The following is an 18,175-nucleotide window of genomic DNA, read 5'->3' on the forward strand; positions in this document are numbered from 1 at the left end:
TCCCGCGGGCCGCAGTCCCCTGCTCGGCACCCCGGGGCCGTATCCCCCCTCGACTCACCGCAAGGAGACTCATGAACACCGACGAACTCGCCGAACTGGGACAGCAGTTGCGCGTGGACAGCGTGCGGGCGTCCGCCGCGGCGGGATCCGGACACCCCACGTCCTCGATGTCCGCCGCCGATCTGATGGCCGTGCTGCTCGCCCACCACCTGCGCTACGACTTCGAACGCCCCGAGCACCCCGCCAACGACCGCTTCGTGCTGTCCAAGGGCCATGCCTCACCCCTGCTGTACGCCGCGTACAAGGCGGCCGGTGCCATCGAGGACGGCGAGCTGCTCACCTTCCGCAAGCTCGGCAGCCGGCTCGAGGGGCATCCGACGCCCCGACGGCTGCCCTGGGTGGAGACGGCCACCGGCTCCCTCGGCCAGGGGCTGCCGGTCGGGGTCGGCATCGCCCTCGTCGGCAAGCGGCTGGAGCGCACCGGCCACCGGGTGTGGGTGCTGTGCGGCGACAGCGAGCTGGCGGAGGGCTCGGTGTGGGAGGCCGCCGAACACGCCGGGCACGAGCACCTGGACAACCTGATCGCGATCGTGGACGTCAACCGGCTCGGCCAGCGCGGCCCCACCCGGCACGGCCACGACCTGGACGCCTACGCCCGCCGCTTCCAGGCCTTCGGCTGGCACACCGTCGAGATCGACGGCCATGACGTCGACAAGATCGACCGGGCCTACGGCGAGGCGCTGTCCACGGTCGGGCAGCCGGTGGCGATCCTGGCCCGCACCCTCAAGGGCAAGGGCGTCGCGGCCGTCGAGGACCTCGAGGGCCATCACGGCAAGCCGCTGCCGGACGCCGAGGAGGCCGTCGCCGAACTCGGCGGGCCGCGCGAGCTGCACGTGCGCGTCAACGAACCGCCGGCCGCGGCCGCGCTGCGCGACCTGACGACCGAGGTCCTCCAGCTCCCGCGCTACGACGAGGGCGACCAGGTGGCGACCCGGGACGCCTTCGGCGCGGCCCTCGCCGCGCTCGGCAGCGCGCGGGGCGATGTCGTCGCCCTGGACGGCGAGGTCGGCGACTCCACCCGCAGCGAGGAGTTCGCCAAGGCGCACCCCGACCGGTTCTTCGAGTGCTACATCGCCGAGCAGCAGATGATCGCCGCGGCCGTCGGCATGGCCGCGCGGGGTTGGCTGCCGTACGCCTCGACCTTCGCGGCGTTCCTCACCCGCGCCCACGACTTCGTGCGGATGGCGTCCATCAGCGGTTCCGGCATCAACCTGGTCGGCTCGCACTCCGGTGTCGCGATCGGCCAGGACGGGCCCTCGCAGATGGGCCTGGAGGACCTGGCGATGTTCCGCGCCCTGTACGGCTCGACCGTGCTGTACCCGTGTGACGCCAACCAGACCGCCCGGCTGGTCGCGGCCATGGCCGGCCTCGACGGGATCCGCTATCTGCGCACCTCGCGCGGCAAGACACCGGTGATCTACGGCCCCGGCGAGGAGTTCCCGGTGGGCGGCAGCAAGACGCTCGTCTCCAGCGAGGAGGACCGGCTGACGGTCGTCGCGGCCGGGGTCACCGTGCCCGAGGCGCTCGCCGCGGCCGACCGGCTCGCCGAGGACGGCATCCGGGTGCGGGTGATCGACCTGTACTCCGTCAAGCCGGTCGACGTCGACACGTTGCACCGGGCCGCCGAGGAGACCGGCTGTCTGCTCAGCGTGGAGGACCACCGCGCCGAGGGCGGCCTCGGCGACGCGGTCGCGGAGGCCTTCGGCGACGGCCGGCCCGTGCCCCGCCTCGTCCGGCTCGCGGTGCGCACCATGCCGGGTTCGGCCGCGCCCGACGAGCAGCTGAACGCGGCCGGCATCGACGCCGTGGGCATCGCCGCGGCGGCCAAGCTGCTGGTGGAGGAGGCGGTCGTGCGATGAACGACGCGGACGCCCGGACCGTACGGGCGGGCCGCCGCACGCTGGAGATCAAGCGGCCCGGGAAGGTGCTCTTCCCGGGCGGCGCCGGCGCCGAGGAGTACACCAAGGGCGATCTCGCCGACTACTACCGGTCCGTCGCGCCGTACATGCTCCCGCACCTGCGGGGCCGGCCGCTGATGCTGGAGCGGTATCCGGACGGTGTCGACGGGCAGCGCTTCATGCAGAAGAACGTCCCGGAGCACTATCCGGACTGGATCACCCGCGCCGAGGTGCCCAAGGAGGGCGGCACGGTCACCCATGCCGTCTGCGACGACACCGCCACTCTCCTCTACCTCACCGACCAGGCCTGTCTCACCTTGCACCGCTGGCTTTCCCGCACCGACCGGGCGGGCGGCCCGAATCATCCCGACCAGCTCGTCTTCGACCTCGATCCCCCCGACGACGACTTCGCCCGGGTGCGCGAGGCGGCCGGCCGGGTGCGGGAGCTCCTGGAGGAACTCGGCCTGCCCGCCGCCCCCATGACCACCGGCTCGCGCGGAGTCCATCTCGTCGTCCGTCTCGACGGCCGCAGCGACTTCGACGAGGTCCGCGCATTCGCCCATGATGTCGCCGAGTTGCTGGCCTCCCGGCATCCGGACCGGCTCACCACCGCCGCCCGCAAGGAGGACCGCGGCGACCGTCTCTACCTCGACGTGCAGCGCAACGCCTACGCGCAGACCGCCGTCGCCCCCTACACCGTCCGCGCCCGCCCCGGCGCCCCCGTCGCCGTCCCCCTCGCCTGGGAGCAGCTCGACGACCCAGGGCTGCACGCCCGCCGCTGGACGATCGCGGACGCCGTCGACCAGGCCGGCACCGACCCCTGGTCCGCACTGCCGGGCCGGGGCCGCGCCCTGGGCCCGGCCCGGCGGTGCCTTGCGGACATCGGCTCCTGAAGGAGTGCGCCGGGGATGACCGGCCACTCGCCGGGGCCCGAGGAGGAGTTCGACCGGTGCGAGGACGAGTTGCTCGACCGGCTGGAGACCGGCCGGAGCTCCGGCGACATCACCGGCGAGGGGACAGGACGACGAAGCCGAAGGGTGACGAGTGGTCGACGGAGGGTGGCATGACCTTCCACACCCCGGAGAGGACCGGCGACCTGTGGCGCGCCCGGGGCCGGGGGGCCAGGCTGGACCTGAGGAACCCCGGATGACGGCGCCCGGCCGGTTCCCCGAGCCGTACGGTCCCGCCGGCGGCGTCGCCCTCGCCGACATCCTGGAGCGGGTGCTCGACAAGGGAGACGGGCATCGACTGGTGGGAGAGCGGCCCGGCCGGCGGAACCGGAGCCGGGCCGGGTACCGAAGGAGGCACCATGACCGGACTGCGCTACGTCTACGCCGTCTGCCGCCCCTTCGAGAAACCTCTGCAGTCCCAGCTCACGGGTGTCGCGGGCGCCCCGCCGGCGGCGTTGCACCACCACGACCTGATCGCGGTCGTCAGCCAGGTCCCGGCGGCCGACTTCTGCGAGGAGGCCCTGAAGGCGCACCTGGAGGACCTGGACTGGCTGGCCGTGACCGCCCGCGCGCACCAAGGGGTGATCGACGCGCTCACCACGGTCACCACCCCGCTGCCCCTCCGGCTCGCGACCGTCTTCCGGGACGACAGCGCGGTGCGCACCATGATCGAGGCCCGCGAGGACGACTTCCGGCGCACTCTCGACCGGTTGGAGGGCCGGGTGGAGTGGGGTGTGAAGCTCTACCTGGAGCCCGAGCCCGCCGAGCCCGCCGTGGCGGCAGGGCCCGCGAGCGGCCGGGACTATCTGCGCCGGCGCCGCGCGAGCACGCACGCGCACGAGGAGCGGTGGCTGCGGGCCGAGGCGTTCGCCCGGTCGCTGCACGAGCGGCTTTCCGGGTACGCCGAGGATTCCCGGCTGCACGTGCCGCAGAATTCGGCGCTTTCCGCCGAGCCCGGCCCGAACGTGCTCAACGCGGCTTATCTGGTGCCCCGTGCCCAGTGTGAGGAATTCGTGGAAATGGTGGACCGTACGAAGGACGAGGCGCCCGGAATCCGGGTGGAACTCACCGGACCCTGGGCCGCCTATTCGTTCGTCGCGGAGACGGCACCGTGACCGTCGTGGAACGGCGCGAGATCGCACCCTCTCATGTCACCACCGGTACCAGCGGCCCCTACCGCCCCCGACGGTCGTGCTGCGAACCAGGAAACCCAGCAGCCAGATGACCAACACTGCCAGGGCAATCCACCAGAGAATCTTGACCGCGAATCCGACGCCGAAAAGAAGGAGCGCCAGAAGCAGTACCAGCAGGATGGGAACCATAGTGTGAACCTCCTGCAATCCGGGTTGCCCGGAATACGCGGATCAGGCTTCCTTACGACACAGAATCTCCCCGTGCAGGACCGCGAACCAGCCGTCCTCCCGCCGGCCCCACTCCCGCCACGCCGCGGACACGGCCCGCAGGTCCTCCTCGGTCGCGTGACCGCCCCGCGTGGCCCGTTCCGCATACGAGGAGGCCAGGGTGCGGTCCGCCCACAGTCCGCTCCACCAGGCCCGCTCCTCGGGCGTGGTGAAGGTCCAGGTGCTGGAGGTGGCGGTGATGTCGGTCAGCCCGGCCGCCAGCGCCCACGCCTTCAACCGGCGCCCGGCATCGGGCTCGCCGCCGTTGGCCCGGGCCACCCGCTCGTACAGGTCCAGCCAGTTCTCCAGGCCCGGCATCGCCGGGTACCAGGTCATCGCCCCGTAGTCCCCGTCCCGTACGGCGATGAACCCGCCCGGCCTCGTCACCCGGTGCATCTCGCGCAACGCCTGCACCGGGTCGCCCACGTGCTGCAGCACCTGGTGGGCGTGGACCACGCAGAAGGTGTCGTCCGGGTAGTCCAGGGCGTGCACGTCGGCGACCGCGAAGTCCACGTTGGTCAGGCCGCGCCCGGCGGCGGTGGCCCGGGCCTGCTCCAGGATGCCCGGCGCGTGGTCGACGCCGGTGACGTGGCCGTCCGGGACCCGCTCGGCCAGGTCGGCCGTGATGGTGCCGGGCCCGCAGCCGATGTCCAGGATCTTCATGTGGGGCTTCAGGGATCCGAGCAGATAGGCCGCGGAGTTCTCGGCGGTCCGCCAGGTGTGCGACCGCAGCACCGACTCGTGGTGCCCGTGCGTGTAGACGGCGGTCTCCTGCGCTTTCGGCATGGCTGTTTCCCCTTCACCCTCGTCGCCGCTGGTATGCCTCACGGTACGCGCACAGGCCGAATAATGAGACCGGTGTCCCATATATTGGACCGCCGCAGGATCCTGACCAGCCGTCAAGAAGCGGTGTTCAGCGGCCGGTAGACCGTCAGGGCCTCCGGCAGCTTCTCCAGGGTCACCTCGCCCGACACGGTCGTCACCTCGCCGTCGTACGCCATCGGGGTGCCCGGCGTGACGCCGGTCAGCCGGAGCCGGCCGACCTGCACCGCCGAGTGCGCGGGGGACCGGGTCAGCGGGCCCGCGGCCGCCGCCGCCAGCAGCCGCAGCGCGGGTCGGCGGCTGCCGTGCACCACCCGCACGTCCAGCAGCCCGTCCGAGAGATCGGTACGGCGGCCGGGCGCGAGCCCCATGCGGTGGTAGACGCCGTTGCCGACGAACAGCAGCCACAGCGGCCGCCGTACACCGCGCAGCTCGACCTCCAGCGGATGCCGGTCCGCGCGCAGCACCCGCAGCGCGCCCAGCAGCCCGGCCGGCCACCCGCCGATCCGGTGCGACCAGCGTTCCCGCACCCGCACCAGCTCGGGGTAGACGCCCAGGCTCAGCGTGTTCAGGAACAGGCCCTCGCTCTCGCCGGTGACATAGCGGACCGCGTCCACCCGCACCGCCTCGCCGCGCCGGACCGCACGGGCCAGATCGCGTTCGTCCTCCACGCCCAGGTCGAGGGCGAAGTGGTTGAGAGTCCCGCCCGGCAGCACCGCGAGCGGCAGCCCGTGCTGGAGTGCGACCCTCGCGGCCGCGTTCACCGTGCCGTCGCCGCCGCACACACCCAGCACCCGGGCCCGGGCCGCCGCCTTCGCCAGTTCGTCGCCGACCTGCTCCGGCGCACACTCGACGACCTCCGTCCGCGGCAGCGCGCCCTGCAGCGCACGCACCCGGTCGGCCGTCCCCGAGGCGTGATTGGTCACCACGACCAGACCCTCGCCCTCCGGCAGCGCAGGTGCCTCGGCGCGCGTCCGGGCCCGCCGCCGCACCTGGGCGCGGGTCGGCATCAGCCGGCGCACCAGGAAGGCCGCGCCCGCGCCGAGGGCCGCGCCGGCGAGCACGTCGCTCGGGAAGTGCACACCCGTGTACACCCGGGAGGCCGCCACCGAGAACGCCACCGGCGCCAGCGCCGCGCCCCACGCCGGGGACTCCAGCGCCACTCCGGTCGCGAACGCGGCAGCCGACGCGGAGTGCCCGGACGGGAACGACGTGGTGATCGGCTGCCGCTTGAGCTGCCGCACCAGCGGCACCGGGTCCAGCACCGGCCGGGCCCGGCGCACCGAACGCTTGCCGATCGTGTTGATGGCCAGCGAGGCCACGCTGAGGGAGGCCAGGCCCCGGGCGGCCGCCCGACGGGCCCTCGGGGTGCGGCTCGCGGCCATCGCGGCGGCCGTCGTGAACCACAGCACCCCGTGGTTCGCGCTGTGGCTGAGGCGGGGCAGCACCCGCTCGGCGCCGGGCCAGTGCCGGCCGGCGGCCGCCTCGAACAGCCGGCCGTCCAGATCCAGCAGCCGGCACAGCGCGCTCCGGCCGGCCGAGCGGGCGGTCAAGTCCAGGTCGGTCAGATCCAGGTCTGGGTTCATGGGGTCCGGTTACCCTGGAGTGCCCGTTTCTTGTGCCCGTCTGCGCCGTGCGCTCGCCGGCGCGTGAGGAGACTCCCGGATGCGCCTCCTTCTCGTCCGCCACGGCGAGACCCCGTCCAACCTGCACCACCTGCTGGACACCGAGGTACCGGGCCCCGCGCTGACCCCGCTGGGCGAGGCGCAGGCCGCCGCACTGCCCGAGGCGCTCGCCGGCGAGGACATCGAGGCCGTCTACGTCTCCACACTGCTGCGCACCCAGCTCACGGCCGCCCCTCTGGCCGCCGCCCGGGGCCTTTGGCCGATCGTCCGCGACGGCATCCGCGAGGTGTCCGCCGGCGATCTGGAGATGCTGCCCGGCGAGTCCACCGAGGGCCGGGAGTACATGCGCACGATCTTCGCCTGGGCAGCCGGCGACACCGCGCTGCGCGTCCCCGGCGGGGAGAGCGGCGAGGAGGTCCTGGCCCGGTACGACGCCGTGGTGGCCGAGGCCGCCGCGAGCGGTGCAGGCACGGTCGCCATGGTCAGCCACGGCGCCGCGATCCGCATGTGGGCCGCCGCCCGCGCCCACAACGTCGACGTCCCCTTCGCCGCCGCCCGCCCACTGAGCAACACCGGCGTCGTCACCCTGGAGGGCTCCCCGTCCGACGGCTGGAAGGCCCTGTCCTGGGAGGGCGCCACGGTGGAGCCGGCAGGAGAGGCGGGACCGGCGGGGGAGCCGGTGGATACGGCGGGGTAGCGGGGAGTGGGACGGTGGGGGAGCCGTTCGGGTGTGGCTGGGTGGTGGAGCCGAGGGAGCCGTTCGGATGTGGCTGGCCAGAGGGGCGGTGGAGGACGGGCCGGTCGGTCATGGCTGGGTAGTGGGGCGGGAGCGGGTGCCGCTCGGACGTGGCTGCGTGGTGGGGCGGAGCGCGGGCCGTTCGGGCCTGGCCGGCTGGTCCTGGCCGGCCAGTGGGGGAGCGGTTCGGACATGGCGGGGTAGGGGGCGGTGAGGAGCCGTCCGGAAAGGGTGGATGCGGGCAGCCGCGCGCGCCCGGGAGCGGCGCACGTGGCGGAGTCCCGCGGCGCGGGACATGGGCGTGGCGCCCCGGCCGCGCGGCGTCCCCCTCCGATGGCCACACGGTGTGCCCGTCCGGCAGGCGCGCGGTACGCCCGTTCGCCAGCCGCACGGCCCCGTCCCGCCGGCGCGCGGTCTCCCTGTCCGGCAAGCACACGGTGTGCCCGTCCCGCCGGCGCGCACTCGCTCCGTCCGGCAAGCTCGCGGTGTTCCCGGCCGGCCGGCTCAGTGGCCTCGTCCGATAAGCGTTTGCCGTCGTCGCCGGACGCCCCGCAGAATGCCTCCCCATGGGACATCTGGAAGCCGCGCACCTCGAGTACCACCTCCCCGACGGGAGGACCCTGCTCGGGGACGTGTCCTTCCGGGTCGGGGAAGGCGCCGCCGTCGCCCTGGTCGGCCCGAACGGCGCCGGCAAGACGACCCTGCTCCGGCTGGTCTCCGGCGAGCTGAAGCCGCACGGCGGCACCGTCACCGTCAGCGGCGGCCTCGGCGTGATGCGCCAGTTCGTGGGCTCCGTACGGGACGAGACGACCGTACGCGACCTGCTCGTGTCCGTCGCCCCGCCCCGCATCCGCGAAGCGGCCAAGGCGGTCGACGAGGCCGAGCACACCATCATGACCGTCGACGACGAGGCCGCCCAGCTGGCCTACGCGCAGGCCCTCGCCGACTGGGCCGAGGCGCGCGGCTACGAGGCCGAGACCCTGTGGGACATGTGCACCACCGCTGCCCTCGGCATGCCCTACGAGCGTGCCCAGTGGCGCCGGCTGCGCACCCTCTCCGGCGGCGAGCAGAAACGCCTCGTGCTGGAGGCGCTGCTGCGCGGCACCGACGAGGTGCTGCTGCTGGACGAGCCGGACAACTACCTCGACGTACCCGGCAAGCGCTGGCTGGAGGAACAGCTGCGGGAGACCCGCAAGACGGTCCTGTTCGTCTCCCACGACCGCGAACTCCTCGCCCGCGCCGCCGAGAAGATCGTCTCCGTGGAGCCGGGCCCGGCCGGCGCCGACGCCTGGGTGCACGGCGGCGGCTTCGCCACCTACCACCAGGCCCGCCGCGAACGCTTCGCCCGTTTCGAGGAGTTGCGCCGCCGCTGGGACGAGAAGCACGCCCAGTTGAAGAAGCTGGTGCTGAACCTCCGTCAGGCCGCCGCCGTCAGCCACGAGATGGCCTCCCGGTACGCGGCCGCCCAGACCCGCCTGCGCAAGTTCGAGGAGGCCGGCCCGCCGCCGGAGCCGCCGCGCGAGCAGGACATCACCATGCGCCTGAAGGGCGGCCGCACCGGCGTGCGGGCCGTCACCTGCAAGGGACTTGAACTCACCGGCCTCATGCGGCCGTTCGACCTGGAGGTCTTCTACGGCGAACGGGTCGCCGTCCTCGGCTCCAACGGCTCGGGCAAGTCGCACTTCCTGCGCCTGCTCGCCGGCGAGGACGTCGCCCACACCGGGGCGTGGAAGCTCGGCGCACGCGTCGTCCCCGGCCACTTCGCGCAGACCCACGCGCACCCCGAACTGGAAGGCCGTACCCTCCTCGACATCCTGTGGAAGGAGCACTCCCAGGACCGCGGCGCCGCCATGTCTCGGCTGCGCCGCTACGAGCTGACCCAGCAGGCCGAGCAGGCCTTCGACCGGCTCTCCGGCGGCCAGCAGGCCCGCTTCCAGATCCTGCTGCTGGAGCTGGCGGGCGCGACCGCGCTGCTGCTGGACGAGCCGACCGACAACCTCGACCTGGAGTCGGCCGAGGCCCTGCAGGAGGGCCTGGAGGCCTTCGAGGGCACGGTCCTCGCGGTCACCCACGACCGCTGGTTCGCCCGCTCCTTCGACCGCTACCTGGTCTTCGGCGCCGACGGACGCGTCCGGGAGACACCGGAACCGGTGTGGGACGAGCGCCGTGTGGAGCGCGTCCGCTAGGGAGGCGGATGATCGCGTCTCGCCGTCGGGGGGCGGGTCGTCCTGCGTGTGCTGGTTCGTCGTGGCTGGTCGCGCCCACGCGGCGGAGCCGCATATCGACACAGCCCGCGTCCCTTCCGGGTCACCTCCAGCGCAGCAGTGCCCCCAGGCCGCCCGACGCGATCTCCTCGCCGGTGTCCTGGAGGACCGGGGTCAGGGACACCACCGGTGCGTTCGTCACCACGGCCGCCCGTACCAGCGCGTCGTCGGCCCCGGAGGGCCACGCCTGCCGTTCGCCGATGTTCTTCAGCTCCGTACGGCGGGCCGCCAGCTGGTCCGGGTCCTCGCCGATCCACACCTCGCGGTGTGTGCCGGGCGCGCCGGGGCGGATCAGCAGCTCGGCCAGCCGGTGCTCGCGCGCCGCCTCGATCAGCTGCGGCACCCCTCGACGGCCGCCGCCCGCTTCTCCTCGTCCGGCGTCCGTGCCGAGCAGAACCGGTCCACCTCCGCCAGGATCCGCTGCCGTACGTGCTCGGCGCGTATCTCCTCCACTTCCCGCGGCAGCAGCTCGCTGTCCTTGCCGCGGGACGTCTCCACAGCGCGGTCCTGCAGGGCCTTGGGCAGCTGCTCGCGCACCGACCTGCGCTCGCGGTCGTCCCCCGCACAGGATCAGCAGGTCGGCGCCGGTCTCCTCCTGGCACGCGGCCGGCGCTCGGGCGACCTCACGCGCATTGTGCTCCCAGGTGATCCTCCACCTTCGGCTGGAAGTGCCGCTCGGACCAGTCGGAGGCGTTCGATGCGGGCTCCGGTCCGGTCGATGTGGGCCACCAGCGACAGCGGGTCCTCACCGGCGAGGTCCAGCAGCGGCGTCACATGCGGCAGCGCACCCCAGTACGCCTCGCCGTCCTGGGGCCCCGCGTCAGCGGCACCTCCAGGACCACCTCGCCGTCCTGGGCGAACACGGCCCGGCCGTAGGGCTCGGGCGCGTGCCGCAGCGCCTCCAGGGCGTCGTGCACTGCCCGGCAGGTGGGCTCGTCCGCCCCCTGCCGGGCCAGTTCCCGGGTGATCGCTTCCGCGCTCGGATGACGCCGCTGCTGCTGGTCCTCCGTGTGCAAGGAGGTGTCGATGTATGCGGAGGCCCAGGATCCCGGATGTTCGTACAGTGGATTCAGGAACGCGAGCGGCATGGATTCCTCCCCGAAACTCCTCGGGGCAGTGCCTGCCGGGCGGGTACCCGGACCGGGACCGAAGGACACGGACACGACGAGCGGGGCACCACATGACCGGAGTCGACCCCAGCCGACTGGACGACCAGCAGCTCATGAAGGAGCTGGAGACGATCCACCGCACGCGCCACGACACCCTCCTGTACGGCTCGAACGACGCGCTGCGGACCCACAACGAGCGCATGGCGCAGCTGGAGGGCGAGTATCTGCGCCGCAACCCGCGCCGTCTGGTCAGTGCGGGCCGCACCCGTGAGGGCGCCCGGGAACGCACGTGCGGCGAGGCGGCGACTCCGGAGGCGTCCGGCACCTGAGCGGCCGTGTGCCGACCCAGGGGCCGGCACACGGAAGGGCCGACCCGTACGGGGCCGGCCCTCACGGTCGGGCGCCTCACGGTCGGGCGCCGGCTCAGCCGACCTCGCCTGCGAACACGTGCAGGAACGCGTCGCAGAACGCCTTCAGATCGTCCGGCTTGCGGCTGGTCACCAGCTGGTTGGAGCCGTGGTCACAGATCTTGACCTGCTCGTCCACCCAGGTACCGCCCGCGTTGCGGATGTCCGTCCGCAGACTCGGCCAGGACGTCAGCACCCGGCCCCGTACGACGTCCGCCTCCACCAGCGTCCACGGCGCGTGGCAGATCGCGGCGACCGGGCGGCCCTGGTCGAAGAAGTCCTTCACGAACGCCACGGCCTTGTCGTCCATCCGCAGAAAGTCCGGATTGGCCACCCCACCGGGCAGTACGAGACCCCCGAACGACCCCGCCGACGACTCGCCCACCACCTCGTCCACGTCGAACGTGTCCGCCTTGTCCAGATGGTCGAACGCCTGGATCTTCCCCGGCTTCGTGGACACCAGCACCGGCTGGTGCCCGGCGTCGGAGGCCGCCTTCCACGGCTCGGTCAGCTCGACCTGCTCCACACCCTGGGGCGCCGCGAGAAACGCGATGCGCATGACGCCTCACTCTCCTTCCGTGTTCTCCTCGCCGGCACCCCGCACCACATCGGTCGCCGGGCCCCGCCTCATGCGCCGCCCGCCAGCGCCTCGGCCAGCTGCTGCACGTTCTCGTAGCGCGCCGAGTGGGGAAGCCCGGCCACCGCGTCGACCACTGCGGCCGGCGCGTTCTGCCGGCGCAGCATCCGGGCCAGGTCACGGGCGGTCGCCGGGAAGGAGCCGCGGTTCAGGGTGCGGGTCAGCTCCGACCGCACCCGCTCCAGCGACGCCGGGGAGCCGAGGCCGCCCACGGGCCCGCTCCACACCTCCGGGTCGTCGTCCGCGGCCGGCTCCGGATCGTGCCACTCCTCCACCCGAGTCGGGTGGCCGGACCGCAGCAGACCCTTCAGCTCGTGTTTCATCTCGTCGTCCCGGTGGACGTTCAGCCGGTCACTGCCTCGCTGCATGTCAACCTCCACAGGGGGCTAGCCCTTGTCCCTGCCGGGCAGGAACTCCTGCACCTTCGCCTTGAAGCCCTGCTTGAGCACCGACCCTCGGTCGGCATCACCCTTCAGGATCGACGCCGCTGTCGACTCCATCTGCTCCCAGGTCGCGTGCGGCGGGATCGGCGGTACGGCGGGATCGGTGAGGAACTCGATCACGCACGGTCCGTCGGCCTCCAGCGCCGCCCGCCACCCCGCCTCCACGTCCTCCGGCTTCTCCACCCGGACGCCGGTCAGCCCCAGCGAGCGGGCGAACGCCGCGTACTGCACGTCAGGGATCTGCTGGGACGGGAGGAAGGACGGCGCACCTTCCATGGCGCGCATCTCCCAGGTCACCTGGTTCAGGTCCTGGTTGTTCCACACGCCCACCACCAGCCGCGGATCCGACCAGCGGTCCCGGTACTTCGCCGCAGTGATCATCTCCGCCAGGCCGTTCATCTGCATCGCACCATCGCCGACCAGCGCGAACACCGGCCGGTCCGGGTGCGCGAACTTCGCGCCGATCGCGTACGGCACACCCGGACCCATCGTCGCCAGCGTCCCGGACAGCGAACCGCGCATGCCCGGACGCATCGTGATGTGCCGCGCGTACCAGTTGGCGACCGAACCGGAGTCGGAGGTCAGGATCGCGTTCTCCGGCAGCAGCGGATCCAGCGCCCGGGCCACGTACTCGGGATTGATCGGATCGGCCGACAGACCGGCCCGCCGCTCCATCGTCTCGTGCCAGCGCCGTACGTTCGCGCACACCGTGTCGTGCCATTCGCGCCCGCCCCGGTCGCCGGCCAGCAGCGGGATCAGCCGGCGCAGCGTCGCCTTCGCGTCGCCGACGAGGTTCACCTCGTAGGGGAAGCGCATCCCGATCATGTGCGGGTCGATGTCGATCTGCACGCCCCGCGCCTTGCCGAAGTCCGGCATGAACTGGGTGTACGGGAACGACGACCCGATCGTCAGCAGCGTGTCGCAGTCCCGCATCAGCTCGTACGACGGCCGGCTTCCCAGCAGCCCGATCGGTCCGGTGACGTAGGGCAGTTCGTCACTGAGGACGTCCTTGCCGAGCAGCGCCTTCGCCACGCCCGCGCCGAGCAGCTCGGCGATCTCCTGCACCTCCGCGACCGCACCGGCCGCGCCCTGGCCCACCAGGATCGCCACCTTGTCGCCCTCGTTCAGCACGTCCGCCGCCCGGCGCAGGGCATCGTCCGTGGGGGTCATGGTGACGTCGCTCATGCCGAGGCTGGAGGGCACCATCTTGAACTCGTGCGTCGGCGGCGAGTAGTCCAGTTCCTGAACATCGGCGGGGATGATCAGAGCGGTGCAGGTGCGCCGGGCGTACGCGGTGCGGACCGCGCGGTCCAGCACGTTCGGCAGCTGCTCGGGCACCGTCACCGTCTCCACGAAGTCCGAGGCGACGTCCTTGTACAGCGTGTGCAGATCGACTTCCTGCTGGTAGGAACCGCCCATCGCGGTCCGGTTGGTCTGGCCGACGATCGCCAGCACCGGCACATGGTCGAGCTTGGCGTCGTACAGGCCGTTGAGCAGATGGATGGCGCCCGGTCCCGACGTCGCCGCGCACACCCCGATGCGGCCGCTGAACTTCGCGTATCCGACCGCCTCGAACGCGGACATCTCCTCGTGCCGGGACTGGATGAACCGCGGCTGGTCCTCGGCCCGGCCCCACGCGGCGAGCAGGCCGTTGATGCCGTCGCCCGGATAACCGAAGACCTGGTCCACACCCCAGGCCCGCAGGCGCTCGAGGATGTGGTCGGAGACCTTGGTGCTCATGAAGGGACCTCCCCGGTGGGGTACGGAGCGGACGATCCGGTCAGCACATACCGAGTCACCTGCACCGAGGACGGAAAACCTCCCTGAAGCGGGGAGGCGTGAGCCTTGGGTGGGTGGCGTGGGGGTGGGGTGGGGGAACGGGTGGTCAGGCGGGTGGCGGTGTGGGGCGCGGCGCGGGTGGTGGGGCGTGGTGTGCCGTAACCGGCACCGCTGTTTGTCACCCGGCCGGGCGTGGCTGTCCCGCGAATGGGGTCCGGCCGCGCGCGCCGCGGCGCCTTGCGGGCTGTCATGGCAGCGAGGGCACGCCGCGTGCCCCGTAGCCGTGACGCCGTAGGGACAGCGCTCCCGCACCACCGCCGTACCGGGGCCGACGTCCTGCCGTACCGGCGTCCGGCGCACCACGACCGCCGACCGATCCGCCGTGCCCGCCGAGGAGCCCGTCCCATGCGCCGCACCGCCCGTGCCCTGTCCGTCGCCTTTCTCGCCGGTGCCGCGCTCGCCCTGGCCGGGCCCGCGGCCTCCGCCGCCGATCCGGATCCCGGCATCCCGTTCCCGACCCGCACCGCCGCTGTGACGGTCGTCCCCGACCCGTGCGCCGCACCGCAGCAGTGCGGCGACTCCTACGCCGCCCCCGTCGCTCCCACCGCCCCCCTTGCTCCCGTCGCCCCCACCGCCCCCGTCGCTCCTGTCGCTCCCACCGCCCCCATCGCTCCCACAGCCCCCATCGCTCCCACAGCCGCGTGCCGACCCGGTGAGCCCTGCCAGGACGCCACCGGCTGCCACAGCCCGGAGTCCTGCCCGGGCTCGGGCGGTGCGGGGTGCAAGCCGGGGGAGGCGTGCCCGAGTGCGGCGGGTGCGGGGTGCAAGCCGGGGGAGGCGTGTCCGAGTGGGGCGGGTGCGGGGTGCAAGCCGGGGGAGGCGTGTCCGAGTGGGGCGGGTGCCGGGTGCAAGCCGGGGGAGGTGTGTCCGAGTGGGGCGGGTGCCGGGTGCAAGCCGGGGGAGGCGTGCCCCGACCGGACGACGCCGTGCCGCGAGGTCGGACAGTGCTCCGGTGGCGGCCGCGACTGCCCCGGCGCAGGGCCCTGCACCGACGACGGCCACCGGTGCACACAGGCCCACGACGAGCCGTGCCTCGCCGGTCACGCCTGCGGCGCCCCCGACGACCGGCAGTCCCACGACACCGACGGCTGCGCCCCGCCCACCGTGCAGAACGGCGTCGAGGCCGGCGCGGGAGGCAGCTTCACCGACTCGGTCCCGGCCCTCGCCTCAGGCGCCGCCCTCATCGCCGCGGCCTGCGGCGGAGCCGGCTACCGGCTCTACGGCCTCCGGCGCGCCGCGGGAGGCCGGTCCACGGACGTGTGACCGGGCGATGCCCCGTCACCCCCCATGGACCGCCGCCCGACGGGTACACGCCCTCCCGAGAACACCCGGAAGCCGCCCTCGCACCGACGGACAGCACGGGCGACGGACGAGACCGACCGCCACGACAAGCCGCAACAACCTCCTTCCACACCACGCACCCGCAACCCACCATCCACACCAGCCCACGACGAGACAGTCCGCCCGTCCCGGCCGCCCGGCCGGCCCGGACCGGCGGCACACGGCACCAGGACCGCGCGGAGGCGGACATGCGGCGGACGGACCCCGAGGGCCACGGGCCCGTCCGATACGGCCCGCCCCTGCCCGGCGACGGCCTTCCCGTGCTCCCCGAACTCACCGCCGTACTCGCCGCGGCGGCGAGCCGCGCCGACGCCCATCCCGTCGGCGGCACCCCCGCCCTCCTCGAAGCGGCCTGCGGCTACTGGACCCGGCGCGGACTGCCCACCGTCCCCGACCAGGTGGCCGCCGGCCCCGGCGCCCCAGCGCTGCTGCTCGCCCTCACCGCCGCACTCGCCGGCGACGGCGCCGATGTCCTGGTCCCGCGCCCCTGTGCCGCCTGGTGGGCGCCGTACGCCCGGGTGCTCGGCAGGCCCGCCTTTCACGTGCCCACTCCCGCCGAGGGCGGTGGCGTCCCCGACCCCTACGCCCTGCTGGAGACCGTCCGCCGGGTGCGCACCGAGGGCGGCGACCCGCGGCTGCTCGTGCTGTCCGTGGCCGACGACCCCACCGCCACCGTCGCCCCGCCGGAACTGCTGCACGAGACCGTCGAGGCCGCGACCGCCGAAGGACTGCACCTGGTCAGCGACGAGACCTGGCGCGACACCCTGCACCAGCCCCACGACACCGTGCTGCTCAGCCCCGCCGAGATGCGGCCCGACCGGGTCACCGTCGTCACCGATCTCGCCGGATCCCTGCTGCCGGCCGGCTGGCCTGCTGCTGTTGCCCGCTTCCCGGACACCGGCCCCGGCCGGCAGCTGCACGCGCGCGTGCTGGACATCCTCACCGGGCTCGGCGCCCGCATCGCCGCACCCGTCGCCGCCGCGGCCGGCTACGCCCTCGACGAGCCCCCGCCCGTCACCGAGCGCCGCGAGGCCGCCGTACGACTGCATGCGCGCGTAGCCGCGGCTGCGCACGCCGCCGTCGTCGCCGCCGGCGGTTTCGCCCGCCCCCCGCAGGCCGGCCGTCACCTGTACGCCGACCTCGGCCCGCTGCGCGAACCCCTCGCCGAACAGGGCGTCGGCGACGCCCAGGAGTTGGAGGACCTCCTCACCGCCCGCCTCGGCATGCCCGCACCCGGCGGTCACCGCTTCGGCGACGACCTCGGGGCGCTGCGTGTACGACTCGACACCGGCTCCCTGCTGGGCGGCACCGACGAGGAACGCGCGGAATGCCTCACCTCACCCGCGCCGTTGGAACTGCCACATGTGCAACGCGCGTTGATCCTCTTGACGTCGGTCCTCGACGATCTCCGCGACGACGCTCAGCGATGGGAGCCTCCTCGATGACGCAGCAGACGCATGAGCCCGAGACCCACGAGCCCGGATCGACCACGACGACGGCGACGACCGCGACGGCCACGAAGCCCGCGACGACCACGACGGCCATGACGGCGGGACCGACCGCACCGACCGCACCCACGGCACCGACCCGCTCCACCGGCACCCCGACCCCCCTGGCACCCCCGTTTCCCCCGCTGGCCGAGCCGCGCCCCCTCGGTGAACACCGTGTGTGGCCCCGCACCTTCCACGACCGGCTCACCGCCCCCCTGCCCGGCCTCAAGGCCCTCGCCCGCTTTGCCCGCGAAGGCGCCGTACGGCCCGGAGCCGACGGTCTCGCGGACGTCCCCCGGCTCCCCTGCGCCCCCGCCCCGCTGCCCCGCGTCGGCACCCGCACCCTCGCCGTCACCTGGGCCGGACACGCCAGCTGGATCGTGCGGATCGGCGGCCTGACCGTGCTCACCGACCCCGTCTGGTCCCGCCGCATCCTCGGCACCCCGGCCCGTATCACCCCCGTCGGCGTCCCCTGGGACACCCTGCCTCGCGTCGACGCCGTCGTCATCAGCCACAACCACTACGACCACCTCGACGCCCCCACCCTGCACCAACTCCCGCGGGACACTCCCGTGTTCGCTCCGGCCGGCCTCGGCCGCTGGTTCCGCCGGCGCCGCTTCACCTGCGTCACCGAGCTGGACTGGTGGGAGGGCGCGGAATTCGGCGGCGTCCGCTTCGACTTCGTCCCCGCTCACCACTGGTCCAAGCGCACCCTCACCGACACCTGTCACAGCCTCTGGGGCGGCTGGGTGCTCACCGACGCTGACGGACAGCGCCTCTACTTCGCCGGCGACACCGGCTACGGCCACTGGTTCTCCCGCATCGGCCGCCGCTACCCGGGCATCGACCTCGCCCTCATGCCCATCGGCGCCTACGACCCCCGTTGGTGGCTCCGCGACGTCCACTGCGATCCCGAGGAGGCCGTACAGGCCACCCTGGATCTGGGCGCGCGCCGCATGGCCCCCATGCACTGGGGCACCTTCATCCTCTCGGCAGAGCCGGTCCTGGAACCGCTCACGAGGGTGCGAGTCGCTTGGGAGAAGGCGGGGTTGGAGCGAGAGGACCTGTGGGATCTCCCGATCGGCGCTTCGAAGGTGCTCGACTGAGGCGCCCCTTCAGGGGCGCGGGGAACTGCGCCCGAAGTGCGCCGAAAC

Annotated in this window: 16 protein-coding genes and 1 pseudogene; 9 read left to right on the plus strand and 8 right to left on the minus strand. The window is 73.4% G+C overall.

The window, feature by feature from the left end; all coding sequences use genetic code 11:
- Positions 1–71: 71 nt before the first annotated feature.
- Positions 72–1,919, plus strand: a complete 1,848-nt coding sequence (locus SRB17_RS38675; protein ID WP_153545890.1) for a transketolase — start codon at positions 72–74, stop codon at positions 1,917–1,919.
- The gene (gene ligD, locus SRB17_RS38680) at positions 1,916–2,851 is read left to right on the plus strand and encodes a non-homologous end-joining DNA ligase (RefSeq protein ID WP_153545892.1); all 936 of its coding nucleotides are present in this window, start codon (positions 1,916–1,918) and stop codon (positions 2,849–2,851) included. The genes SRB17_RS38675 and ligD overlap by 4 nt, the downstream gene beginning before the upstream one ends.
- A gap of 109 nt (positions 2,852–2,960) precedes the next feature.
- On the opposite strand, the gene SRB17_RS45645 is transcribed toward ligD, so the two are convergent.
- A complete protein-coding gene (locus tag SRB17_RS45645; RefSeq protein ID WP_194294266.1) occupies positions 2,961–3,203 on the minus strand; it encodes a hypothetical protein in 243 nt (80 codons plus the stop codon).
- 64 nt (positions 3,204–3,267) lie between these two features.
- Here SRB17_RS45645 and SRB17_RS38690 point away from each other — a divergent pair, with 64 nt between their 5' ends.
- Positions 3,268–4,023, plus strand: a complete 756-nt coding sequence (locus SRB17_RS38690; protein WP_153545896.1) for a GvpL/GvpF family gas vesicle protein — start codon at positions 3,268–3,270, stop codon at positions 4,021–4,023.
- Positions 4,024–4,059: 36 nt separating this feature from the next.
- On the opposite strand, the gene SRB17_RS38695 is transcribed toward SRB17_RS38690, so the two are convergent.
- The 3 genes from SRB17_RS38695 to SRB17_RS38705 all read right to left on the minus strand — a co-directional run bounded on the left by SRB17_RS38695 (position 4,060) and on the right by SRB17_RS38705 (position 6,716).
- Positions 4,060–4,230 (minus strand): hydrophobic protein, encoded by a 171-nt coding sequence (locus SRB17_RS38695; RefSeq protein WP_153545898.1) that lies wholly within the window; start codon positions 4,228–4,230, stop codon positions 4,060–4,062.
- A 42-nt stretch (positions 4,231–4,272) separates the two neighbouring features.
- Entirely contained in the window at positions 4,273–5,094 is an 822-nt protein-coding gene (locus SRB17_RS38700; RefSeq protein ID WP_153545900.1) for a class I SAM-dependent methyltransferase, read from the minus strand.
- 113 nt (positions 5,095–5,207) lie between these two features.
- Positions 5,208–6,716 carry a bifunctional phosphatase PAP2/diacylglycerol kinase family protein gene (locus SRB17_RS38705; protein WP_153545902.1) on the minus strand — a complete coding sequence of 503 codons (1,509 nt, stop codon included), beginning with the start codon at positions 6,714–6,716 and terminating at the stop codon, positions 5,208–5,210.
- 79 nt (positions 6,717–6,795) lie between these two features.
- Here SRB17_RS38705 and SRB17_RS38710 point away from each other — a divergent pair, with 79 nt between their 5' ends.
- Positions 6,796–7,452 carry a histidine phosphatase family protein gene (locus SRB17_RS38710; RefSeq protein WP_153545903.1) on the plus strand — a complete coding sequence of 219 codons (657 nt, stop codon included), beginning with the start codon at positions 6,796–6,798 and terminating at the stop codon, positions 7,450–7,452.
- Between the two features lie 605 nt (positions 7,453–8,057).
- Positions 8,058–9,677 (plus strand): ABC-F family ATP-binding cassette domain-containing protein, encoded by a 1,620-nt coding sequence (locus SRB17_RS38715; RefSeq protein ID WP_153545905.1) that lies wholly within the window; start codon positions 8,058–8,060, stop codon positions 9,675–9,677.
- Positions 9,678–9,798: 121 nt separating this feature from the next.
- Here the strand turns inward: SRB17_RS38715 and SRB17_RS38720 are convergent.
- A pseudogene (locus SRB17_RS38720) lies at positions 9,799–10,843 on the minus strand (Vms1/Ankzf1 family peptidyl-tRNA hydrolase).
- 92 nt (positions 10,844–10,935) lie between these two features.
- On the opposite strand from SRB17_RS38720, the gene SRB17_RS38725 reads away from it, so the two are divergent.
- Positions 10,936–11,193 (plus strand): DUF6158 family protein, encoded by a 258-nt coding sequence (locus SRB17_RS38725; protein ID WP_153545907.1) that lies wholly within the window; start codon positions 10,936–10,938, stop codon positions 11,191–11,193.
- Between the two features lie 94 nt (positions 11,194–11,287).
- Here SRB17_RS38725 and SRB17_RS38730 read toward each other — a convergent pair whose 3' ends face one another.
- The 3 genes from SRB17_RS38730 to SRB17_RS38740 form a co-directional block, all read right to left on the minus strand.
- A complete protein-coding gene (locus SRB17_RS38730) occupies positions 11,288–11,830 on the minus strand; it encodes a type 1 glutamine amidotransferase domain-containing protein (protein WP_153545909.1) in 543 nt (180 codons plus the stop codon).
- A 68-nt stretch (positions 11,831–11,898) separates the two neighbouring features.
- Positions 11,899–12,276: a DUF2795 domain-containing protein gene (locus tag SRB17_RS38735; protein ID WP_153545911.1), complete on the minus strand. Its 378-nt coding sequence runs from the start codon at positions 12,274–12,276 to the stop codon at positions 11,899–11,901.
- An 18-nt stretch (positions 12,277–12,294) separates the two neighbouring features.
- Positions 12,295–14,091 carry a thiamine pyrophosphate-requiring protein gene (locus SRB17_RS38740; RefSeq protein WP_153546099.1) on the minus strand — a complete coding sequence of 599 codons (1,797 nt, stop codon included), beginning with the start codon at positions 14,089–14,091 and terminating at the stop codon, positions 12,295–12,297.
- Positions 14,092–14,535: 444 nt separating this feature from the next.
- On the opposite strand from SRB17_RS38740, the gene SRB17_RS45650 reads away from it, so the two are divergent.
- From SRB17_RS45650 to SRB17_RS38760, 3 genes are all read left to right on the plus strand, one after another.
- Positions 14,536–15,453 carry a hypothetical protein gene (locus SRB17_RS45650; RefSeq protein WP_194294267.1) on the plus strand — a complete coding sequence of 306 codons (918 nt, stop codon included), beginning with the start codon at positions 14,536–14,538 and terminating at the stop codon, positions 15,451–15,453.
- Positions 15,454–15,719: 266 nt separating this feature from the next.
- A complete protein-coding gene (locus tag SRB17_RS38755) occupies positions 15,720–16,976 on the plus strand; it encodes an aminotransferase class I/II-fold pyridoxal phosphate-dependent enzyme (protein ID WP_153545915.1) in 1,257 nt (418 codons plus the stop codon).
- Entirely contained in the window at positions 16,973–18,127 is a 1,155-nt protein-coding gene (locus SRB17_RS38760; RefSeq protein ID WP_194294268.1) for an MBL fold metallo-hydrolase, read from the plus strand. Before SRB17_RS38755 ends, SRB17_RS38760 begins: the two co-directional genes overlap by 4 nt.
- Positions 18,128–18,175 lie beyond the last annotated feature (48 nt).

It is taken from the genome of Streptomyces sp. RB17 (assembly GCF_009604455.1).
GTDB lineage: Bacteria > Actinomycetota > Actinomycetes > Streptomycetales > Streptomycetaceae > Streptomyces.

What these genes read in the sequence shown, in the direction of transcription:
- SRB17_RS38675 (WP_153545890.1), top strand. Translation starts at nt 72, where the DNA reads ATGAACACCGACGAACTCGCCGAACTGGGACAGCAGTTGCGCGTGGAC.
- ligD (WP_153545892.1), top strand. Translation starts at nt 1,916, where the DNA reads ATGAACGACGCGGACGCCCGGACCGTACGGGCGGGCCGCCGCACGCTG.
- SRB17_RS45645 (WP_194294266.1), bottom strand. Translation starts at nt 3,203, where the DNA reads ATGCCCGTCTCCCTTGTCGAGCACCCGCTCCAGGATGTCGGCGAGGGC.
- SRB17_RS38690 (WP_153545896.1), top strand. Translation starts at nt 3,268, where the DNA reads ATGACCGGACTGCGCTACGTCTACGCCGTCTGCCGCCCCTTCGAGAAA.
- SRB17_RS38695 (WP_153545898.1), bottom strand. Translation starts at nt 4,230, where the DNA reads ATGGTTCCCATCCTGCTGGTACTGCTTCTGGCGCTCCTTCTTTTCGGC.
- SRB17_RS38700 (WP_153545900.1), bottom strand. Translation starts at nt 5,094, where the DNA reads ATGCCGAAAGCGCAGGAGACCGCCGTCTACACGCACGGGCACCACGAG.
- SRB17_RS38705 (WP_153545902.1), bottom strand. Translation starts at nt 6,716, where the DNA reads ATGAACCCAGACCTGGATCTGACCGACCTGGACTTGACCGCCCGCTCG.
- SRB17_RS38710 (WP_153545903.1), top strand. Translation starts at nt 6,796, where the DNA reads ATGCGCCTCCTTCTCGTCCGCCACGGCGAGACCCCGTCCAACCTGCAC.
- SRB17_RS38715 (WP_153545905.1), top strand. Translation starts at nt 8,058, where the DNA reads ATGGGACATCTGGAAGCCGCGCACCTCGAGTACCACCTCCCCGACGGG.
- SRB17_RS38725 (WP_153545907.1), top strand. Translation starts at nt 10,936, where the DNA reads ATGACCGGAGTCGACCCCAGCCGACTGGACGACCAGCAGCTCATGAAG.
- SRB17_RS38730 (WP_153545909.1), bottom strand. Translation starts at nt 11,830, where the DNA reads ATGCGCATCGCGTTTCTCGCGGCGCCCCAGGGTGTGGAGCAGGTCGAG.
- SRB17_RS38735 (WP_153545911.1), bottom strand. Translation starts at nt 12,276, where the DNA reads ATGCAGCGAGGCAGTGACCGGCTGAACGTCCACCGGGACGACGAGATG.
- SRB17_RS38740 (WP_153546099.1), bottom strand. Translation starts at nt 14,091, where the DNA reads ATGAGCACCAAGGTCTCCGACCACATCCTCGAGCGCCTGCGGGCCTGG.
- SRB17_RS45650 (WP_194294267.1), top strand. Translation starts at nt 14,536, where the DNA reads ATGCGCCGCACCGCCCGTGCCCTGTCCGTCGCCTTTCTCGCCGGTGCC.
- SRB17_RS38755 (WP_153545915.1), top strand. Translation starts at nt 15,720, where the DNA reads ATGCGGCGGACGGACCCCGAGGGCCACGGGCCCGTCCGATACGGCCCG.
- SRB17_RS38760 (WP_194294268.1), top strand. Translation starts at nt 16,973, where the DNA reads ATGACGCAGCAGACGCATGAGCCCGAGACCCACGAGCCCGGATCGACC.